The organism is Sodalis sp. (in: enterobacteria) (assembly GCF_047607725.1).
Taxonomy (GTDB): domain Bacteria; phylum Pseudomonadota; class Gammaproteobacteria; order Enterobacterales; family Enterobacteriaceae; genus JBLKSS01.
Window position 1 is genome coordinate 1 of the sequence record NZ_JBLKSS010000076.1, and the last position, 19,507, is coordinate 19,507.

At 57.2% G+C, this 19,507-nt stretch carries 9 protein-coding genes and 4 pseudogenes; 8 read left to right on the plus strand and 5 right to left on the minus strand.

What is annotated here, in order from left to right:
* Window positions 1-315: 315 nt before the first annotated feature.
* From cmoM to ACMX3H_RS07550, 7 genes and pseudogenes are all read left to right on the plus strand, one after another.
* On the plus strand, window positions 316-1,077 hold the full coding sequence (gene cmoM / locus ACMX3H_RS07520) for a tRNA uridine 5-oxyacetic acid(34) methyltransferase CmoM (protein ID WP_415210375.1): 762 nt from the start codon (window positions 316-318) through the stop codon (window positions 1,075-1,077).
* Window positions 1,074-2,396 carry a chromosome partition protein MukF gene (gene mukF, locus ACMX3H_RS07525; protein WP_415210369.1) on the plus strand — a complete coding sequence of 441 codons (1,323 nt, stop codon included), beginning with the start codon at window positions 1,074-1,076 and terminating at the stop codon, window positions 2,394-2,396. The genes cmoM and mukF overlap by 4 nt, the downstream gene beginning before the upstream one ends.
* A complete protein-coding gene (mukE, locus tag ACMX3H_RS07530) occupies window positions 2,377-3,114 on the plus strand; it encodes a chromosome partition protein MukE (RefSeq protein WP_415210370.1) in 738 nt (245 codons plus the stop codon). Before mukF ends, mukE begins: the two co-directional genes overlap by 20 nt.
* Window positions 3,111-7,574, plus strand: a complete 4,464-nt coding sequence (mukB, locus tag ACMX3H_RS07535; RefSeq protein WP_415210371.1) for a chromosome partition protein MukB — start codon at window positions 3,111-3,113, stop codon at window positions 7,572-7,574. The genes mukE and mukB overlap by 4 nt, the downstream gene beginning before the upstream one ends.
* An 830-nt stretch (window positions 7,575-8,404) precedes the next feature.
* Window positions 8,405-10,186, plus strand: a complete 1,782-nt coding sequence (gene ldtD / locus ACMX3H_RS07540; protein WP_415210372.1) for a L,D-transpeptidase — start codon at window positions 8,405-8,407, stop codon at window positions 10,184-10,186.
* A gap of 179 nt (window positions 10,187-10,365) precedes the next feature.
* Window positions 10,366-10,914 (plus strand): YcbK family protein, encoded by a 549-nt coding sequence (locus ACMX3H_RS07545; RefSeq protein WP_025422791.1) that lies wholly within the window; start codon window positions 10,366-10,368, stop codon window positions 10,912-10,914.
* Between the two features lie 74 nt (window positions 10,915-10,988).
* Window positions 10,989-11,617: pseudogene (locus ACMX3H_RS07550) on the plus strand (MBL fold metallo-hydrolase).
* Between the two features lie 110 nt (window positions 11,618-11,727).
* Here the strand turns inward: ACMX3H_RS07550 and ACMX3H_RS07555 are convergent.
* From ACMX3H_RS07555 to pncB, 4 genes and pseudogenes are all read right to left on the minus strand, one after another.
* A complete protein-coding gene (locus tag ACMX3H_RS07555) occupies window positions 11,728-12,918 on the minus strand; it encodes an amino acid aminotransferase (protein ID WP_415210373.1) in 1,191 nt (396 codons plus the stop codon).
* 171 nt (window positions 12,919-13,089) lie between these two features.
* A pseudogene (gene ompF / locus ACMX3H_RS07560) lies at window positions 13,090-14,207 on the minus strand (porin OmpF).
* Window positions 14,208-14,507: 300 nt separating this feature from the next.
* Window positions 14,508-15,908 carry an asparagine--tRNA ligase gene (asnS, locus tag ACMX3H_RS07565; RefSeq protein WP_415210374.1) on the minus strand — a complete coding sequence of 467 codons (1,401 nt, stop codon included), beginning with the start codon at window positions 15,906-15,908 and terminating at the stop codon, window positions 14,508-14,510.
* 240 nt (window positions 15,909-16,148) lie between these two features.
* A pseudogene (pncB, locus tag ACMX3H_RS07570) lies at window positions 16,149-17,328 on the minus strand (nicotinate phosphoribosyltransferase).
* Window positions 17,329-17,632: 304 nt separating this feature from the next.
* Here pncB and pepN point away from each other — a divergent pair.
* Window positions 17,633-19,376 (plus strand): annotated as a pseudogene (pepN, locus tag ACMX3H_RS07575) (aminopeptidase N); the annotation flags it as partial.
* A 24-nt stretch (window positions 19,377-19,400) separates the two neighbouring features.
* On the opposite strand, the gene ACMX3H_RS07580 reads toward pepN, so the two are convergent.
* Window positions 19,401-19,507: transposase domain-containing protein (locus tag ACMX3H_RS07580; RefSeq protein ID WP_415210122.1), on the minus strand; the 107-nt coding region annotated here is incomplete at its 5' end.

Below are 19,507 nucleotides of genomic sequence, written 5' to 3' on the forward strand. Positions count from 1 at the left end.
ACTCAAACCGGGATGGAAATAAAAGTTATTAAAATCAATACAATGTGAAAATTCAATGAGCATAAGCGTGTAACGTAGGTTTACTGTCTCATACAACAAACCCACCAATAATTCAAGACGTCCTCCACGGGGCGCTTACAATTTTTTCAGGGTAAACAGCATGGCGTATCGCTCCGATTGGGTGAAATGTAATCAACCAGCCGCAATCCGGCGCTGGGATGATTCATTCCACGTCAGCCTGTGACAAAATAGGCCCCTCGCGTCCACCGGCGACAAAACATCTTGTCCCGCCGTGGCCGACCGGAGTCTTTAATGATACAGGATCGCAATTTCGACGATATCGCCGAAAAATTCGCGCGCTACATCTACGGCACCACTAAAGGAAAGATCCGCCAGGCGGTATTATGGCAAGATCTCCAGGGCCTGCTGCCCCAGCTGCCCCAGCGGCCGCTGTCCATATTGGCCGCCGGCGGCGGCGAAGGGCGCATGGCCGCCCAACTGGCGGCGCTGGGACACGAGGTGGTGCTGTGCGATCTGTCGGCGCAAATGATAGACCGCGCGCAACAGCAGTGCTTTCGCTGCGTCCACGGCGCGATACAGGATATCGCAACGCATTTGGAAAGGCCGGCCGATCTGATATTGTGTCATGCGGTACTGGAATGGGTCGCGCAGCCCGAAGCGTTATTGCAAATACTTAATCAGTGCCTGGCCGGGGATGGCGCGTTGTCATTAATGTTTTACAATAAACACGGCCTGGTGATGCGCAACATGCTGTTGGGCAATATGGCTTTTGTCGCGGCCGGTATGTCGAAAAGGAAAAAACGGTCGTTGATACCCGACCATCCTTGCGATCCCGACGAGGTGTATCGCTGGCTGGAAAAAATGGGACTGCAGCCAATAGGCAAAAGCGGCGTGCGGGTGTTTCATGATTATCTGCAGAATAAACAGCAACAACAGGATGAATTTACCGCACTGCTGGCGATGGAACAACGCTATTGTCGGCAGGAGCCATTTATAAGTATGAGGCGTTATATCCACGTGATGGCGCGTAAACCCACCCTGAAGGACGCACTATGAGTGAATTTTCCCAGACTGTACCGGAACTGGTCGCCTGGGCCCGGAAGAATGATTTCTCACTATCGCTGCCTATTGACCGGCTGGCCTTTGTGCTGGCCATCGCCACGCTCAATAGCGAGCGCATGGATGGCGAAATGAGCGAAGGGGAATTGGTGGATGCGTTCCGTTACGTCAGCGAGGGGTTTGAACAGACTCAGGAAACCGTAACCGTACGCGCCAACAACGCCATCAACGATCTGGTGCGTCAGCGTCTTCTCAACCGTTTCACCAGCGAGCTGGCGGAAGGGAACGCCATTTACCGCCTGACGCCGCTCGGTATCAGCATTAGCGATTATTACATTCGCCAGCGCGAATTCTCCACGCTGCGGCTGTCGGTCCAACTGTCCATTGTTGCGCAGGAATTAAAACGGGCGGCGGACGCGGCGGAAGAAGACGGCGACGAATTTCACTGGCACCGGCATGTGTTTGCGCCGCTGAAATATTCGGTAGCGGAAATTTTCGACAGCATCGATATGACCCAGCGCATCATGGATGAACAGCAGCAGGGGGTGAAACAGGATATTGTCGCGCTGCTTAATCAGGACTGGCGTGCCGCCATCTCCAACTGCGAATTGCTGTTATCGGAAACCTCCGGCACGCTGCGTGAACTGCAAGATACGCTGGAAGCGGCGGGGGACAAGCTACAGGCCAACCTGTTGAGCATCCAGGATGCGACCCTGAGCCATGACGAACTGCAGTTCGTCGATAAACTGGTGCTGGATCTGCAAAATAAGCTGGACCGGATCATCAGCTGGGGCCAACAGGCGATCGATCTGTGGATCGGCTATGACCGGCACGTACACCGCTTTATCCGCACCACCATCGACATGGACAAGAACCGCGTCTTCGCCCAGCGCCTGCGCCAGTCGGTGCAAAACTATTTTGACGCGCCCTGGGCGCTGACCTACGCCGACGCCGATCGGCTGATGGACATGCGCGATGAAGAGCTGGCGCTGCGCAATGACGAGGTGACCGGCGAATTGCCGCTGGATATGGAATATGAAGAATTCAACGAGATCCGCGAGCAGATTGCGGCGCTGGTGGACGAGGCGCTGGGGGTGTACAAGCAGCAGCAGCAGCCGCTCGACCTTGGCGCCGTCATGCGCGATTACCTGGCGCGTTATCCGCGCTCACGCCATTTCGACGTGGCGCGCATCGTCGTAGACCAGGCGGTGCGCCTGGGCGTGGCCAGGTCAGATTTTACAGGGTTACCCGCCCACTGGCAGGTAATCAACGATTTTGGCGCTAAAGTACAGGCCCATGTCATCGATGAGTATTGAAGAAAGTTTGCCGGTAAAACTGGCGAAAGCGCTGTCCAACCCGTTATTTCCGGCCCTGGACAGCCAGCTGCGCTCCGGCCGTCACGTCGGCATTGAAGAGCTGGATAATCATGCCTTTCTGATGGATTTCCAGGAGGAGCTGGAGGGCTTTTACCGCCGCTATAATGTGGAGCTGCTGCGCGCGCCGGAAGGGTTCTTCTATCTGCGCCCGCGCTCTACCACCTTGATACCGCGTTCGGTGTTATCGGCGCTGGATATGATGGTCGGCAAAATCCTTTGCTATTTGTATCTGAGCCCTGAAAGACTGGCCCATGAAGGCATTTTCAGCCAGCAGGAACTGTACGACGAACTGTTGAGCCTGGCCGATGAGAACAAACTGCTGAAGCTGGTGAACCAACGTTCAACCGGCTCGGATCTGGACAGGCAAAAGCTGCAGGAGAAAGTGCGCGCCTCCCTTCACCGCCTGCGCCGGCTGGGCATGGTCTGGTTTATGGGCAATGACGCCCGCAAATTTCGTATTACGGAATCGGTTTTCCGCTTCGGCGCCGATGTGCGCGCCGGCGACGATCCGCGCGAAGCGCAACTGCGGATGATTCGCGACGGTGAGGCGATGCCGCTGGAGAACGCCCTGTCGCTCGGCGATGAACAGGATGAAAACGATGAAAATGAGGCGCTCGCCGGCGAAAGCGCGGATGGCCCCGAGGATGAACAGGCATGATTGAACGCGGCAAATTCCGCTCACTGACGCTGGTCAACTGGAACGGCTTTTTCGCCCGGACTTTTGATCTGGATGCATTGGTCACCACCCTGTCCGGCGGTAACGGCGCGGGTAAATCCACTACCATGGCGGCATTTATTACCGCCTTGATCCCCGATTTAACCTTGCTGCATTTTCGTAATACCACCGAAGCCGGCGCCACCAGCGGCTCGCGTGATAAGGGGCTGCACGGCAAGCTGCGCGCCGGGGTGTGCTACTCGGTGCTGGAAGTCGTCAACTCCCGCCACCAGCGCGTGCTGGTCGGCGTGCGCCTGCAGCAGATAGCCGGCCGCGACCGCAAAGTGGACATCAAGCCGTTCATGATCCAGGGGCTGCCGGTCAAAATAACCCCCACCGAGATCCTGACGATGACGGTGGGCAATCGCCAGGCGCGCGTGCTGCCGCTGCAGGAGCTCAAAGAGCGGGTTGAAGCTATTGAAGGCGTGCTGTTCAAGCAGTTCAACTCCATCATCGACTACCACTCGCTGATGTTCGATCTCGGCGTGGTGCCGCGCCGGCTGCGCTCCAGCGCCGATCGCAGCAAATACTACCGCCTGATTGAGGCGTCGCTCTACGGCGGCATTTCCAGCACGATCACCCGGTCGCTGCGCGACTATCTGCTGCCGGAAAACAGCGGCGTGCGTAAAGCGTTTCAGGACATGGAGGCGGTGCTGCGCGAAAACCGCCTGACGCTGGAAGCCATTCGCGTCACGCAATCGGATCGTGATTTGTTCAAGCATCTGATATCCGAAGCCACCGCGTACGTGGCGGCGGATTATATGCGCCACGCCAACGAACGGCGCCTGCATCTGGACTATGCCCTTACTCTGCGCCGTGACCTGTACGCCAGCCGTAAGCAGCTGGCCTCCGAGCAGTATCGCCACGTCGATATGGCCCGGGAGCTGTCGGAAATCAGCGGCGGCGAATCGGATTTGGAAACCGATTACCAAGCCGCCAGCGATCACCTGAATCTGGTGCAAACCGCGATGCGCCAGCAGGAAAAAATCGGCCGTTACCAGGAGGATTTGGAGGAGCTGACCTTCCTGCTGGAAGAACAGAATGAAGTGGTGGCCGAATCCGCCGAGCAGCAGCATGAGAACGAAGCGCGGTTGGAGGCGGCCGAGCTAGAGGTGGATGAACTGAAAAGCCAGCTGGCGGACTATCAGCATGCGCTGGATGTGCAGCAAACGCGCGCCATCCAGTATCAGCAGGCGCTGCAGGCGCTGGATCGCGCCCGAGAGCTGTGCCAGCTTCCGACGTTGACCTGGGAAGACGCCGCGCCGGCGCTGGACACGTTCAAGGAACGCGAACAGGAAGCGACCGAGCACCTGTTGGGTCTTGAGCAAAAAATAAATATGGCCGAGGCGGCCAGCAGCCGGTTTGAACAGGCCTATGGCTTGGTGGTGAAAATCGCCGGACAGGTTAGCCGCAGCGACGCCTGGCAGACGGCCCGGGAACTCCTCCGTGACGCCGCCTCGCAACGCCACCAGGCGGAGCGGCTGCACGCGTTGCGCAGTCAGCTCAACGAGCTGGAACAGCGGCTGCGCGAACAGCAGGATGATGAACGGTTGCTGCAGGAATTTTGCCAGCGTATGGGCCAGGATTATCCCCCTGAGGCCCTCGACGCGGTGCAGCAGGAACTGGAGGTGCGGGTCGAAACGCTGTCGGCGACGGTGTCCGAGGCCGGCGAGCGCCGCCAGACGCTGCGCCAGACGCTGGAGCAGACCACTGCGCGCATCGAACAGCTTACCGCGCGCGCCCCGGCCTGGCTGGCGGCGCAGGATGCCCTGACGGCGCTCAGTGAGCAAAGCGGCGAAGCGCTGACCAGCAGTCGCCAGGTGACGGATACCATGCAGCTCCTGCTGGAACGCGAGCGGGAGACCACCGTGGAACGCGACGAGGTCACGGGACGCAAGCGGCGTATCGAGGCGCAGATCGAGCGTCTCAGCCCGCCGGGCGGGACGGAGGATAGCCGCCTGACCTCGCTGGCCGAACGCTTTGGCGGCGTGCTGCTCTCGGAGATTTATGATGACGTTACGCTTGACGACGCGCCGTATTTCTCAGCGCTCTATGGCCCCTCCCGCCACGCGATTGTGGTACCGGATTTGTCGCGGGTGCGCGAACAGCTGGATGGTCTGGAGGATTGCCCGGACGACCTCTATTTGATTGAAGGGGATCCGCAGTCGTTCGACGATAACATGTTCGGCGTGGAAGAGCTCCAGGGCGCAGTGCTGGTCAAAGTGGCGGACCGTCAGTGGCGCTATTCGCGCTTTCCCGCGGTGCCGCTATTCGGCCGCGCCGCGCGCGAAAGCCGGTTGGAAAAACTCACCGCCGAGCGCGATGTACTGGCGGAACGTTACGCCACGCTCTCGTTCGACGTGCAAAAAATTCAGCGTCAGCATCAGGCGTTCAGCCGCTTTATCGGCGTTCACCTGGCGGTGGCGTTCGAGCCGGATCCGGAAGCGGATATGCGCGCGATCAACGCCCTGCGCGGCGAATTGGAACGTGAACTTAGCGACCACCACGGGCAGAATCAGCAAAGCCGGCAGCAATATGATCAGGCGCGTGAGGGGCTGCAACTGCTCAACCGGCTTATCCCCCGGCTTGGTGTCCTGCTGGACGACCAGCTGCAGGACCGGCTGGAGACGGTGCAGGCCGATTGGCAAGATGCGCAGGACGCGGCCCACTACCTGATCCAGCACCAAAAGGCGCTGGATCAGCTCGAGCCGCTGGCGGCGGTGCTGCAAAGCGACCCCGAACAGCATGAGCAATTGCGTGCCGACTATGAGCTGGCGCAACAGACCCAGCGCCAGGCGCGGCAACAGGCGTTTGCCCTGACAGAGGTGGTCCAGCGCCGCGCCCACTTCAGCTATTCCGATTCCGCCGGCATGCTGAGCGAAAATACCGATCTGAACGATAAGCTGCGCCAGCGTCTGGAGCGGGCGGAGGCCGAGCGCAGCCAGGCGCGTGACGGGCTGCGCGCCCATCAGGCTCAGCTTACGCAGTTCAGCCAGGTACAAGCGTCGTTAAAAAGTTCTTACGAAGCCAAGAAGGATATGCTCAAGGAATTGATGCAGGAGCTCAACGACATCGGGGTGCAGGCCGACGCCAATGCGGAAGCGCGCGCCCGCGAACGCCGGGATCAGCTGCACATGGCCCTGAGCCAGAACCGCGGTCGCCGTAACCAGCTGGAAAAACAGCTGACGTTCTGCGAAGCGGAAATGGACGCTTTACAGAAAAAGTTGCGCAAGCTGGAACGTGATTATTATCAAACCCGCGAGCAGGTGGTCAGCGCCAAGGCCAGCTGGTGCGCGGTGCTGCGCCTGGTGAAGGAAAACGGCGTCGAACGCCGCCTGCACCGCCGCGAGCTGGCCTATATGGAAGCCGAGGATCTGCGTTCCATGTCGGACAAAGCGCTGGGTGCGCTGCGGTTGGCGGTGGCGGATAACGAACATCTGCGTGATGTGCTGCGGCTGTCGGAAGATCCCAAGCGGCCAGAGCGCAAAATCCAGTTCTTTATCGCGGTTTACCAGCATCTACGCGAGCGTATCCGCCAAGATATTATCCGCACCGACGACCCGGTGGAAGCCATTGAGCAGATGGAAATCGAGCTGAATCGCTTGACGGAAGAGTTGACCGCCCGCGAGCAGAAACTGGCCATCAGTTCCAAAAGCGTGGCCAACATTATCCGTAAAACTATCCAGCGTGAGCAGAATCGTATTCGCACGCTCAATCAGGGGTTGCAGGCGGTCAGTTTCGGCCAAGTAAAAAGCGTGCGTCTGAACGTCAGCGTGCGCGAAGCCCATGCGACGCTGTTGGATGTGTTGAGCGAGCAGCAAGAGCAGCATCAGGACCTGTTCAGCAGCCCGCGCCTGACGTTTTCCGAAGCGCTGGCCAAGCTGTATCAGCGGCTAAATCCGCAAATCGATATGGGGCAGCGCACGCCGCAAACCGTCGGCGAGGAACTGCTGGATTACCGCAACTATCTGGAAATGGAAGTGGAGGTCAACCGCGGCGCCGACGGCTGGTTGCGCGCGGAGAGCGGGGCGTTGTCCACCGGTGAGGCCATCGGTACCGGTATGTCGATTCTGGTGATGGTGGTGCAAAGCTGGGAAGAGGAGTCCAGTCGGCTGCGCGGCAAAGATATCTCGCCGTGCCGGCTGTTGTTCCTGGATGAAGCCGCGCGGCTGGATGCGAAATCCATCGCCACGCTGTTCGAGCTGTGTGACCGGCTACAGATGCAGCTTATCATCGCCGCCCCGGAAAATATCAGCCCGGAGAAAGGCACTACCTATAAATTGGTGCGTAAAGTGTTCAACAACCAGGAGCATGTTCATGTGGTGGGGCTGCGCGGTTTTGGCGCCGAGCAGGCTACGCCGTCGTCAACGGCCTTGACCGAGACCGACAGTCAGGCTGGATAAAGTTTTTGACCGAGGGTAGGCCAGCGGTTAATTGAGATGCTTGGCCCCGGCTGACCGTCGGCAGGTTGAGATTTCAGCTCCCGGCCGCACCTCGGCTGATGGCGGTTTTTAGCCGAAATCGGCCGCCAATGGGTTGCGGTTTTCGACCCTGATTGAACCAGATTATTGCGCGCGCCGACAGGCTCGCCATCCCGGCGAGCGCGAAAGCATGCCGTAACCCTCGCAGATCGCCGCCGCGATGGCTCCTTTTGCAGTAGTGCGACAGTCGGTTATTTCCTGCGCGCGTCCCACTTATTGCTTTATTAGGTTAGGGGGGAGTGTGCGCCGGTCCGTCTCACGGGGGCCGGGCCGCGCTTTTTCGTCCCGCCCGTTTCAATACCGCCGGCTACGCAGCCGCATGCGGCAATAGTTATACTCCCTCCTCAGACGGCGTTTAAAGCGCGATGAATGAAATCGATCCCTACCTTATGACGAGCCATGTATTGCCCCCCTCGGTTACCGCAGGTTCGCCATCGTGCTTAGCAAGCGTTGGAGGCGTTGACTGCTGTCGGCAATTATCCGCGCCGTGCCGGGGGAGGTTTCCTTTCTAGGCGGCGATCCACCGCTGTCGGCTCATGCCGCCGAAAAAAGTAGGCGGTTATTGGGCGTCGCGGCGTGGGCCGTGCGACGATGTCGCCGCCGGCATGACCCAGGGAAATGGTCAAAGGGTAACCGCTTCGCAGGGTTTCGCTTTGGTTTAGTGCGCAGATTTCCTTTTCTGCTTATATACTACGGTGAACAAGGTCAAAAAAAACATGATAAATTAACTGTTTCACTACAGGGGACACAGGATGTTAGTCACGAAATCTCCGTGGTTGCGCCGTGCGATGATGCGTTGCCTGCTGCTGACCGGTATCGCGTCGCTATCCGGCCCCGCCTTTGGCGCGCCGGCCGCGCAAAGCCAGGGTGCTGGCGCCCCTTTGCCGGGAAAAATTTCCCCTGCTCATGTGCAACCCTACTTTTCCCGAGAAATTGCGGCGCTTTACGCCGCGCGCCAGGATGCGCCGATGTGGCAGGACCGGGCGGTGGTGTGGCATTTTCAGCAGCAACTGGCGGAACTGGCGCTGTCGGGCGTCCAGCCGCAATTCACCACCTGGGCGCAGTGGCTCACGGATCCGCGTATTACCGGTCTAACGCGGGATAAAATCTTGTCCGACGTGATGCTGGGCTACCTGCAATTTACCAATGGCGTCGGCGCCAACGGCGAAAGATGGCTTTACGGCAATGCACCCTATACGCTGGCGCTGCCGCCGCGCGCGCTCATTGACCGCTGGCAGAATGCTTTAAACGACGGCAGGTTGGATGCCTTTGTCAGCGGCCTGGTGCCGCAGCACCCCCAATACGCCAAAATGCATCAAGCGTTGAAAACCATTCTCGCCGATAACCACCCTTGGCCGCAGCTGACCGGCAGCGCCAGCTTGCGTCCCGGCCAATTGAGCGATGATATTCCCGCGCTGCGCGAGATTTTGCGGCGTACCGGTATGCTCCAGCGCGGCGACGCCGCGCCGCAACCGACGGTGGATAACGCCCCGGTCACGCCCACCGCCTCGCAGCCTATCAGCCAAGACCCGCCGTCGGCGGTGGTCAGCCCCGCCGCCGCGGAGCTCACGACCACGCCTTCCAGCGATAATCCAACGGTGGTCGCCACGGTAGATGTGCAGGACAAGATGTATTCGCCAGATCTGGTGGCGGCGGTGAAGCGTTTCCAAGACTGGCAGGGGTTGGGTGCCGACGGCGTGATCGGCCGCCAGACGCGCAACTGGCTTAACGTTTCCCCGCAGACCCGGGTTACGCTGCTGGCGTTGAATATCCAGCGTTTGCGCCTGCTGAATAATCGCGTTAATACCGGCATCTTGGTCAATATTCCCAATTACTCCCTTGTGTACTATCAGCAGGGGGCCGAGGTGCTGTCCTCGCGGGTGATCGTCGGCCGCCCCAGCCGCAAAACGCCGCTGATACGCAGTGCGTTGAGCAGCGTGGTGCTTAATCCGCCGTGGAATGTGCCCAATTCGCTGGTGCGTCAGGATATTCTGCCGAAAGCGCTGCGCGATCCGGGGTATTTGCTGCGCAACGACTTCACCATATTATCGGGCTGGAGTAGCGATGCCGCCGTGATCGACCCGGCCAGTATTGATTGGAATATGGTCACGCCCAACCATTTTCCTTACCGTCTGCAGCAGGCGCCGGGGCCGAAGAATGCGTTGGGGCGGTATAAATTCAATATGCCCAGCTCGGATGCCATTTATCTGCACGATACGCCCAACCATAATTTGTTCGGCCAAGATCAGCGCGCGCTTAGCTCGGGTTGCGTTCGGGTGAATAAGGCGGCGGTGCTGGCGAACATGCTGCTGCAAGATGCCGGTTGGGGCGACGCTCGCGTCAGTGCGACGCTAAGACAGGGCAATATGACGTATGTGCCGATTCGCCATCAGATTCCGGTCAATTTGTTTTATCTTACCGCCTGGGTCGCGGACGACGGTAAACCGCAGTTCCGCACAGATATTTACAATTATGATACGCCAACCCAGAAGGGCGCCAGAAGCCTGCCGCAAGCGCAACGGCTGCTGCAATAAGCCGCTGAACGCCGGTGAATTTATGCGCGGGCCTGACCGGGGCCCCGTGTAGACTACTTTGTGAGCTTTTGCAAATCCTGACGCTTGAGTTATTGACGTGGCCCACCCATACGGCTATGGTTCGGGCGGTGCGCTACTGTGTATTTGTTCATCAACTCTGCCGACTGGTTACTGTGCCCATGGATCATATCAATCATCTACGCCGTCAATTGCTGGTGTTTGGAACGGCTGCCGCCGGACTGGCGCTGCTTCCCGGCACTGCTTTCGCCACGCTCTCCACGCCCCGCCCGCGCATGCTAACCCTGAATAATTTGCATACCGGTGAAACGCTGAAAACGGAATTTTTCAATGGTAAAAGTTATGATCAAAGCGAGCTGAGCCGATTAAATCATTTTTTCCGCGATTTTCGCGCCAATAAAATAACCGAAATCGATCCTCAGCTTTTCGACCATCTTTATCGTCTGCAAACGGTGTTGCAAACCAGCAAGCCGGTGCAGCTTATTTCCGGCTACCGGACGGTACAGACTAATAATTCGCTGCGGGCAAAGAGCGAGGGCGTAGCGAAGCACAGTTATCATACGCTGGGCAAAGCCATGGATTTCCATATTGAGGGCACGCCGCTCAGCATGATCCGTAAAGCGGCGCTCAAGCTGCGCATGGGCGGCGTGGGATACTACCCGCGAAGTAATTTCGTCCATATCGATACCGGGCCGGCGCGCACCTGGTAAAGCGCCGCAATTCCTGTCAACACGACCGCCGTTTCGCCGTATAATTGGATGCAAAAGGCCAGACAGGATGCAGTATGAAATATCACATTATGCCGGTAACGGCGTTCAGCCAGAATTGTTCTTTGGTTTGGTGCGAGCAGACCGGCGAAGTGGCGCTGCTGGATCCCGGCGGTGAAGCGCAGCGGTTGCGTCAAGAAGTCGCGGCGCTGGGCGTAACGGTAAAAGAAATATGGCTGACTCACGTCATCTGGATGATGTCGGCGCCGCCAGCGAGCTCGCGGCATTTTATCGCGTGCCCATCGTCGGTCCCCATCGCGACGATGAACCGTTGCTGGCGAATTTGCCGGGGCAGTGTCAGATGTTTGGCGTGGAAAGCATTCCGCCATTGACGCCCGATCACTGGCTGGCGGATGGCGCCACGGTGAGCGTCGGTACGTTGTCGTTTAGCGTACTGCATTGCCCCGGCCATTCTCCGGGGCATGTGTTGTTCTGGAACAAAGCGGCGAAATTCATTTTGATGGGGGACGTGCTGTTTAATGGCGGCATTGGTCGTACCGACCTGCCGGGCGGCGATAGGGCGACGCTGATGCGTTCGATCCATCATCAGCTCATGCCGTTAGCGGATGACATTGCCTTTCTGCCCGGCCATGGCCCCATGTCGACTTTGGGCCACGAGCGCCGCACTAATCCTTTCCTGCAGTAGCCGCCGGTGAGCGCTTCATGGCCATTGCCGCCGTTGCGTGAACCAGCATGACATTGTCATTTTCATCTCTTCACAGACGGACGCGCCGCCTCAGACAGGTTAACCGGCGGTTACAGCACCGCCACGATCGCTTCGCACAACGGCGCCATGTTATCCGGCGTCATTCCGGCCACGTTGATGCGGCCTGAATTCACCACATAGATGCCCGATTGGTCACGCAGCTCTAGCACCTGTTCCTGAGTCAGGCCGCTAAAGGAGAACATGCCGTTTTGCCGGTTGATAAAGCTGAAGTCCTGCCGCGTGCCTTTATCCAGGAGGGTGTTGACGAACAGTTGGCGCATACGCTGGATACGCTCGCGCATACCGCTCAACTCCTGCTCCCACATGGCGCGCAGCACGTCGTCGGCCAAAATGGTGGCGACAACGGCGGCGCCGTGCGCCGGCGGGTTGGAGTAGTTGGCGCGAATGATGGCTTTCAACTGGCTGAAGGCGCGATCGGCAATCGCGCTGTCGGGCGCAATCAGTGTGCAGGCGCCAACGCGTTCATTATACAGGCCGAAATTCTTTGAAAAGGAGCTGCACACGATGAGCTCCTGATGAGCTTCGCAAAAAATGCGCAAACCCGCCGCATCTTCCTCCAGGCCGTGGGCGAAACCCTGATAGGCGAAATCAAACAGCGGCAGCCAGCCCTGTCGGGCCGACAGCGCCGCCAGTTCGCGCCATTGCTGCTCGGTGGGGTCGATCCCGGTCGGATTATGGCAGCAACCTTGGAATAAGACGACGTCGCCGGCCTGTGCCTGGCTCAGGGACGCCAGCATTGCCGTAAAATCGAGCGTATGAGTGACAGCGTCATAGTAGGCGTAATAGCACACCGTCAATCCCGCCGCGCTAAACACGTTTTTATGGTTCGGCCAGCTAGGGTTGCTTACCCAAACACGGCGCACGGCGGTATTATGCGCCAGGAAATCCGCGGCCACGCGCAGGGCGCCGGTACCGCCGGGGGTTTGCGCGCTGCACGTCCGCGCGCTGGCGATAATGGCGCTGTCCGCGCCGAACAGAAGGCGCTGCGTGTCCGCGGCGAAGGCCGTGATGCCGTCAATACTCAGGTAGTTTTTGCTGGTCTCATTTTCCAGCAGCAGCGATTCCGCTTTTTTTACGCTGGTCAGCACCGGTGTATTACCGGTTTCATCCTTGTAGACGCCGATACCAAGATTGATTTTACTCGGGCGATCATCTGCGCGAAAGACATCCAGTAGGCCGAGAATCGGGTCCGCCGGTGCGACCGGGATAGATTCAAACATGGGAGATGTGTCCAAACGTCACAGTGTGCGAAAAGTGCTATCAGGTTACCGTTACGAGAGCCCTTTGCCAACCGTTTACCGCCCATTTTTCAACGGCACAAAAAAAAGAAGGCAGGGTGCAAACCCTGCCTTCGCTATCCTGATCTTCAGCCGTAGAGGGCCGAAAGGGGATTAGAACTGGTAGACCAGATCCAGAGCAACGGTATCGCCGCTGCCGATGCCCAGCTCGTTGTCGTCATCAATCTGGTTGATGATGTAGTCAACATAAGTGGACATGTTTTTGTTGAAGTAGTAAGTCGCGCCCACTTCAAAGTATTTGATCAGGTCAACATCGCCAACGCCTTCGATGTCTTTACCTTTCGACTGCACGTAGGCGAGGGACGGACGCAGACCGAAGTCGAACTGATACTGGGCAACCAATTCAATCAGCTGGGTTTTGTTAGCAAAACCGGTAGCGTTAAAGTCAGTGCTCTGCTAATTGGAGTTGCTGATGTAGGTCGCGTTACGGGTTTCACCGTACATGGCGGCCAGGTAAACGTTGTTGGCGTCATATTTCAGACCGGCTGTCCATTGCTGAGCTTTTTCGCTGCCGTTAGCATAGTAAGCGCTTTGCTGTGCATCGGTACGGTCGGAAGAAGCAATAAGCACCGCCGATAGCAACACCGATGGGGGAGGTGTAGCTGGTAGATGCGCCCCAGCCGTCGCCGTTGGCGCGACGGATTTCGTCACGATCGTTCTTGCTTTGGTACTGTACGGCGAAATCCCAGCCGTCAACCAACCCGAAGAAGTTGGTGTTGCGGTAGGTAGCGACACCGGTGGTACGACCCACCATGAAGTTGTCGCTGTAGCCGGAGTCACCGCCGAATTCCGGCAGCATGTCGGTCCAGCCGATAGCGTCATACACTTACGCCGTAGTTACGGCCGTAATCGAATGAACCGGCATCGCCGAATTTCAGACCGGCGAACACCAGACGGGTTTTGTTGCCGTCCTGAGCGTCGACGCTGCTTTCGGAGTTGTTGCCCTGGAAGTTGTATTCCCACTGGCCGAAACCGGTCAGCTGGTCGGTAATCTGAGTTTCACCTTTGAAGCCGAGACGGGCGTAAGTCTGGTCGCCGTCACCGCCGTCACCGCCGTAGCTGTTGTCGCTGTGGGAGAAGTAGTGCAGGCCGACAGCCTTACCGTAGATGTCTAATTTATTGCCATCTTTGTTATACACTTCGGCCGCGTTAGCGGCACCGGCAGCCAATAAGGCCGGAATTACCACTGCAATAAGATTGCGATTCATCATTATTACTACCCTCATTGGTGTTATTCGGACACCTGCCACTGCCGCTAATAATTTCTTACGAAACATTATTGAGAGTTTGGTGTCTTCCTGTGTCTGCACGCAGTGTTCCATTCACAGAGTCGTTAATCTACTCCGAAAATGATACAAATGTCGTAATAATGTTTCATGAGGAAAAAATGTATGTCTAAATGTAATTTTTAGGGAACTTTATGAGATATCTCTAACTTTAAAAAGAGAAAGGCCAGCAGAGCTGGCCTTGGTGACGTATATATATTTTTTTATTATATTAAATGCCGAAATTTAGAAATTGGCATTGCGCGGACTTCGCGGGAAGGGTATTACATCACGAATATTTTGCATTCCTGTGACATAAACTATTAATCTCTCGAAACCTAATCCAAAACCTGCATGAGGAACGGTTCCATAGCGGCGCAAATCACGATACCACCAGTAATCTTCTTTGTTGAGGCCCATTTCTTCCAAACGTGTATCCAGTCTATCCAAACGCTCTTCACGCTGCGATCCGCCAATGATTTCGCCGATGCCCGGGGCCAGCACATCCATAGCGGCGACGGTTTTGCCATCGTCATTCATGCGCATGTAAAACACTTTGATATCCTTGGGATAATTCTTCACCACCACCGGCGCTTTGAAATGTTTTTCCGCCAAATAGCGTTCATGTTCCGAAGATAAGTCAATGCCCCAGGAAACCGGATTTTCAAATGTCTGGCCACAGTTTTGCAGAATGGTTACCGCCTCGGTGTAGTCGACTTGCGCGAAATCTGCACTAATAAAGTGTTTCAGACGGTTTATCGCTTCTTTGTCGACCCGCTCGACGAAGAACTGCATATCGTCGGCGCGCTCGGTCAATACCGCCTGAAACACATATTTAAGCATCGCTTCCGCTAAGCCGGCGGCATCCTCCAGGGTGGCGAACGCCACTTCCGGCTCAACCATCCAGAATTCGGCGAGATGGCGACTGGTATTGGAATTTTCCGCCCGGAACGTCGGACCGAATGTATAGATTTTTGACAGGGCGCAGGCGTAACTTTCACCGTTCAGCTGGCCGGAAACGGTTAAAAAGGCCTCTTTGCCAAAGAAATCTTCATCGTAATTGACTTTGCCATCGGCCGTGCGCGGCAGATTTTCCAAATCGAGGGTTGAAACGCGGAACATTTCGCCGGCGCCTTCGGTATCGGAGGCGGTAATTAACGGCGTCGACACCCAGAAGAAACTCTGCTCATCCATAAAACGGTGAATGGCCTGCGCCAGGGTGTGGCGGACTCGCGCCACCGCGCCAATCAGGTTGGTCCGCGGGCGAAGATGGGCCACTTCGCGCAGATATTCCACGCTATGGCGCTTGGCGGCCATGGGGTAGGTATCCGGATCGTCGACCCAGCCGAGCACCTCAACGGCCTGAGCCTGTATTTCGTAACGCTGACCGCCCCCTAAGGATTCCACTACCCGGCCGGTAACCGATACCGAGCAGCCTGTGGTCAGGCGTAGAATGTCGTTCTGATAATTGGGCAGAGTATTATTAATGACGGCCTGTAAGGGATCGAAGCAGGAACCGTCATAGACGGCAAGAAAGGAGATTCCGGCTTTGGAATCTCGGCGGGTACGCACCCAACCCTGTACAGTGACTTCACTGTCAGCCGGCATGCGCCCTTGCAGTACATCGACTACAGGCACTACGCTCATAAAATACTCTCTTACTCAGTTAAAATAGGAAAAGGCCGTGAGTCCGGTAACGGAGCATAATATGTTACTTGGCGGCGGCAAGACCGCAAGGGGAAATCGCATATTTCTGGCGGCGATGATGTTTAGGGTGTGCAATGAGGGCAGAAAACCGGTGTTAAAGCGGGCCAAAGCGCCATCTCCCCCGACGCTTTCGCGCAAAACGGGGGAACGGGAAATGCCAGCCGCGGCTTGGCTGGTGGTTCAACTGGCCTTTTTAACCACCAGCGGCACGTCGAAAGCTTTACGCAAGGCGCGAACAAAGGCTTTATCGTGACAGATCGTTTTTCCGGGGCTGTCCGACAGCTTCGCCACCGGTTTACCGTTGCACTCCACCAGTTTGATGACGATGTTGAGCGGCTTAACGGCGGGGATATCGCAGGTCAGCCGGGTGCCGATACCAAAAACGAGATTGATGCGCTGCCAGAAATGGCGGTAAAGCATCAGCGCCTTGTCGAAATCGAGGCTGTCGGAAAACACCAGCGTTTTGCCAAGCGGATCAATGCCCAACCGTTCATAATGTGCAATCGCCTTCTCGCCCCATTCCACCGGGTCGCCGGAGTCGTGACGCAGGCCCTGATAGGCATGGGCGAACGCCGGCCCGAAGTCGCGTAAAAAGGCATCCATCGTGATGCAGTCGGTGAGCGCGATCCCTAACTGGTCGGGGTATTCGTCCAGCCAGGCCTGCAGCGCGGTGCGCTGGCTGTTGGCCAGATCGGGGCTTATCTGCTGAATGCGCCTGGGTGCCGACCGGCGGCAGGCCGCATTCCCGCGCCAACTGGTAGTTGCTGGTGCCGATAAGGTAGGGAAACGTCCGCTGTAGTTCGGCAACCACATCAAACTGGACCTGGCGCGAGAAGCGGCGGCGGGTGCCGAAATCCATAGGCCTGAAGCGGGACATGTCCACATCCGCACTGAGATGGCGAAAATAGCGCAGCTTCGCCACCGCGTCAGCGGGCGCGATTTGCGGCGAGCGGCGGCGGTGCACCACCTCGCTTATCACCGCGAGCAGCAGCACTTCCCATAAAATGACGTCGCGCCAGGGGCCGGTGATGCGAATATCGAATTTGCCGTGGTGATTACGTACTCGCACCTGGCTCGGGTTAAAGCGGAACTGGCGCAGCCAGTTGAAATAGTCGCTTTGAAAAAACGACAATCCGCGCCGGTAGGCAAACTCCTCCTGGTCCAATTTCAAACTACGCATCATCTCAATCTGGGCACTGATGTCGGCGGCGTATTCCCCCAGCAGATCGTCCCCGCGGCAGCGGAACTCCGCGCTCACCGTTACATCATAGTAGCGATGAAAAACGGTTTGCTGCATATGAAATTTATAGGCATCAGTGTCGAGTATCGACGTTAAAATCGGATCGGTAGCAACATTCATGGTGCGTTCAAGCATCCTTTTACGACATCTCATCTCAGTCGGATAAGGGGTAACGGCCATGAAAAGCCGCGTTATCCTATAAGTGTAGTCACATCAGAGCACAGTTGACGTGATAACGTCGGGACCAAACGTGCCGTCCCGCGGGTTAGTCGCCCGGTCATTTGGCGAGTTTTCCCGCCCGCCCGCGCTGTTTTTTGCGCGAACGCTACATTTTAGCGCGCTTGCCGGGCTTTACAATGGCAACCTGCCGCTAACAGGAATAGACTTAACGGCAGAAATCGACACTGATGCCTAAAGGTTAACTATGACGCAACAGCCGCAAGCCAAGTACCGCCATGATTATCGTGCGCCGGAATATACGATCATCGATATTCACCTGGATTTTGATCTCGAGGCCGAGAATACCACCGTTACGGCAACCAGCACCGTCGTGCGTCAGGGCCAGGCCGGCGCGCCCTTGCTGCTCAACGACGAGGATTTACGCCTGCTGAGTTTGCGGGTGGACGACCAGGAGTGGACGCATTATCGCCTGGACGCCCCGGGATTGGTCATTGAGCAGTTGCCCGCCACCTTTACCTTGACCATCAAAACGCTGATTCATCCCGCCAACAATACCGCCCTGGAAGGGCTCTACCTTTCCGGCGGCGCGCTCTGTACCCAATGGCGAGGCGGAAGGTTTCCGCCACATTACCTTTTATCTGGACCGTCCGGATGTTCTGGCGCGTTTTACCACGCACATTTTGGCGGATAAGCAACGCTATCCGTTCCTGCTCTCCAACGGCAACCGTATTTATTACGGGGATAACTGTGATGGCCGGCATTGGGTAATCTGGGAAGATCCTTTTCCGAAACCGTGTTACCTCTTTGCGCTGGTGGCGGGGGATTTTGATGTATTGCGCGACAGCTTTACCACCCGCTCCGGCAGAGAGGTCGCGCTGGAGCTGTTTGTCGATCGCGGCAACCTGGATCGCGCCGACTGGGCGATTGCGTCCCTCAAGCACGCCATGCGTTGGGACGAAACCCGCTTCGGTCTTGAGTACGATCTGGATATTTATATGGTGGTGGCGGTCGATTTCTTCAATATGGGCGCCATGGAAAATAAAGGGCTCAACGTCTTCAACGCCAAATATGTGCTGGCCCGGGCGCAAACCGCCACCGATGTGGATTATCTCAATATCGAACGGGTCATCGGCCATGAATATTTCCATAACTGGACCGGTAATCGCATCACCTGCCGCAACTGGTTTCAGCTCAGTCTGAAAGAGGGCCTGACCGTATTCCGCGATCAGGAGTTCAGTTCGGATATCGGCTCGCGCGCCGTCAATCGAATCAATAATGTACGCGTGATGCGCAGCGCGCAGTTCGCCGAAGACGCCAGCCCGATGGCGCACCCCATTCGCCCCGATAAAGTCATTGAAATGAATAACTTTTACACCTTGACGGTGTATGAAAAGGGCGCCGAGATGATCCGTATGCTGCATACCCTGCTGGGGGAGGAAAAGTTTCAGGCCGGCATGAGCCGCTACGTTTCCCGCCACGATGGCAGCGCCGCCACCTGCGAAGATTTCGTCGTGGCGATGGAGGAGGCCGGCGATATCGATTTGACGCTGTTCCGCCGCTGGTACAGCCAGTCAGGTACGCCGCTGGTGACGGTGCGCGACGATTATAATGCCGAGCTGGAGCAATATACCCTGCACGTTACGCAGATGACGCCGCCGACGCCGGACCAGCAGGAAAAACAGGCGCTGCATATTCCGCTGGATATCGAACTGTACGATAACCACGGACCGGTAATCCCGCTACAGCACGTCGGCGCGCCGGTAAATTCGGTGCTGAACGTGACCGAGAGCGTACAGACGTTTATTTTCGATCATGTGCCGTCGCTGCCCATCCCCTCGCTGCTGCGCGAATTTTCCGCGCCGGTGAAGCTGGATTATCCCTATAGCGATCAGCAATTGATTACCCTGATGCGTTTCGCCACCAGCGATTTCTCCCGCTGGGACGCGGCGCAAAGCCTGCTGTCTATCTATATCCGTTTGAACGTAAGCGTACGCCCAGCGCCGTATTGACAGTTATTCAGCAGGGATGGTGAGGTTCCACGGCAGGAGCTCTTTGATTTTGTTGATGGGATGATCCGCGATAATCGCCAGCACATGGCGCAGATACGCTTCCGGCTCCA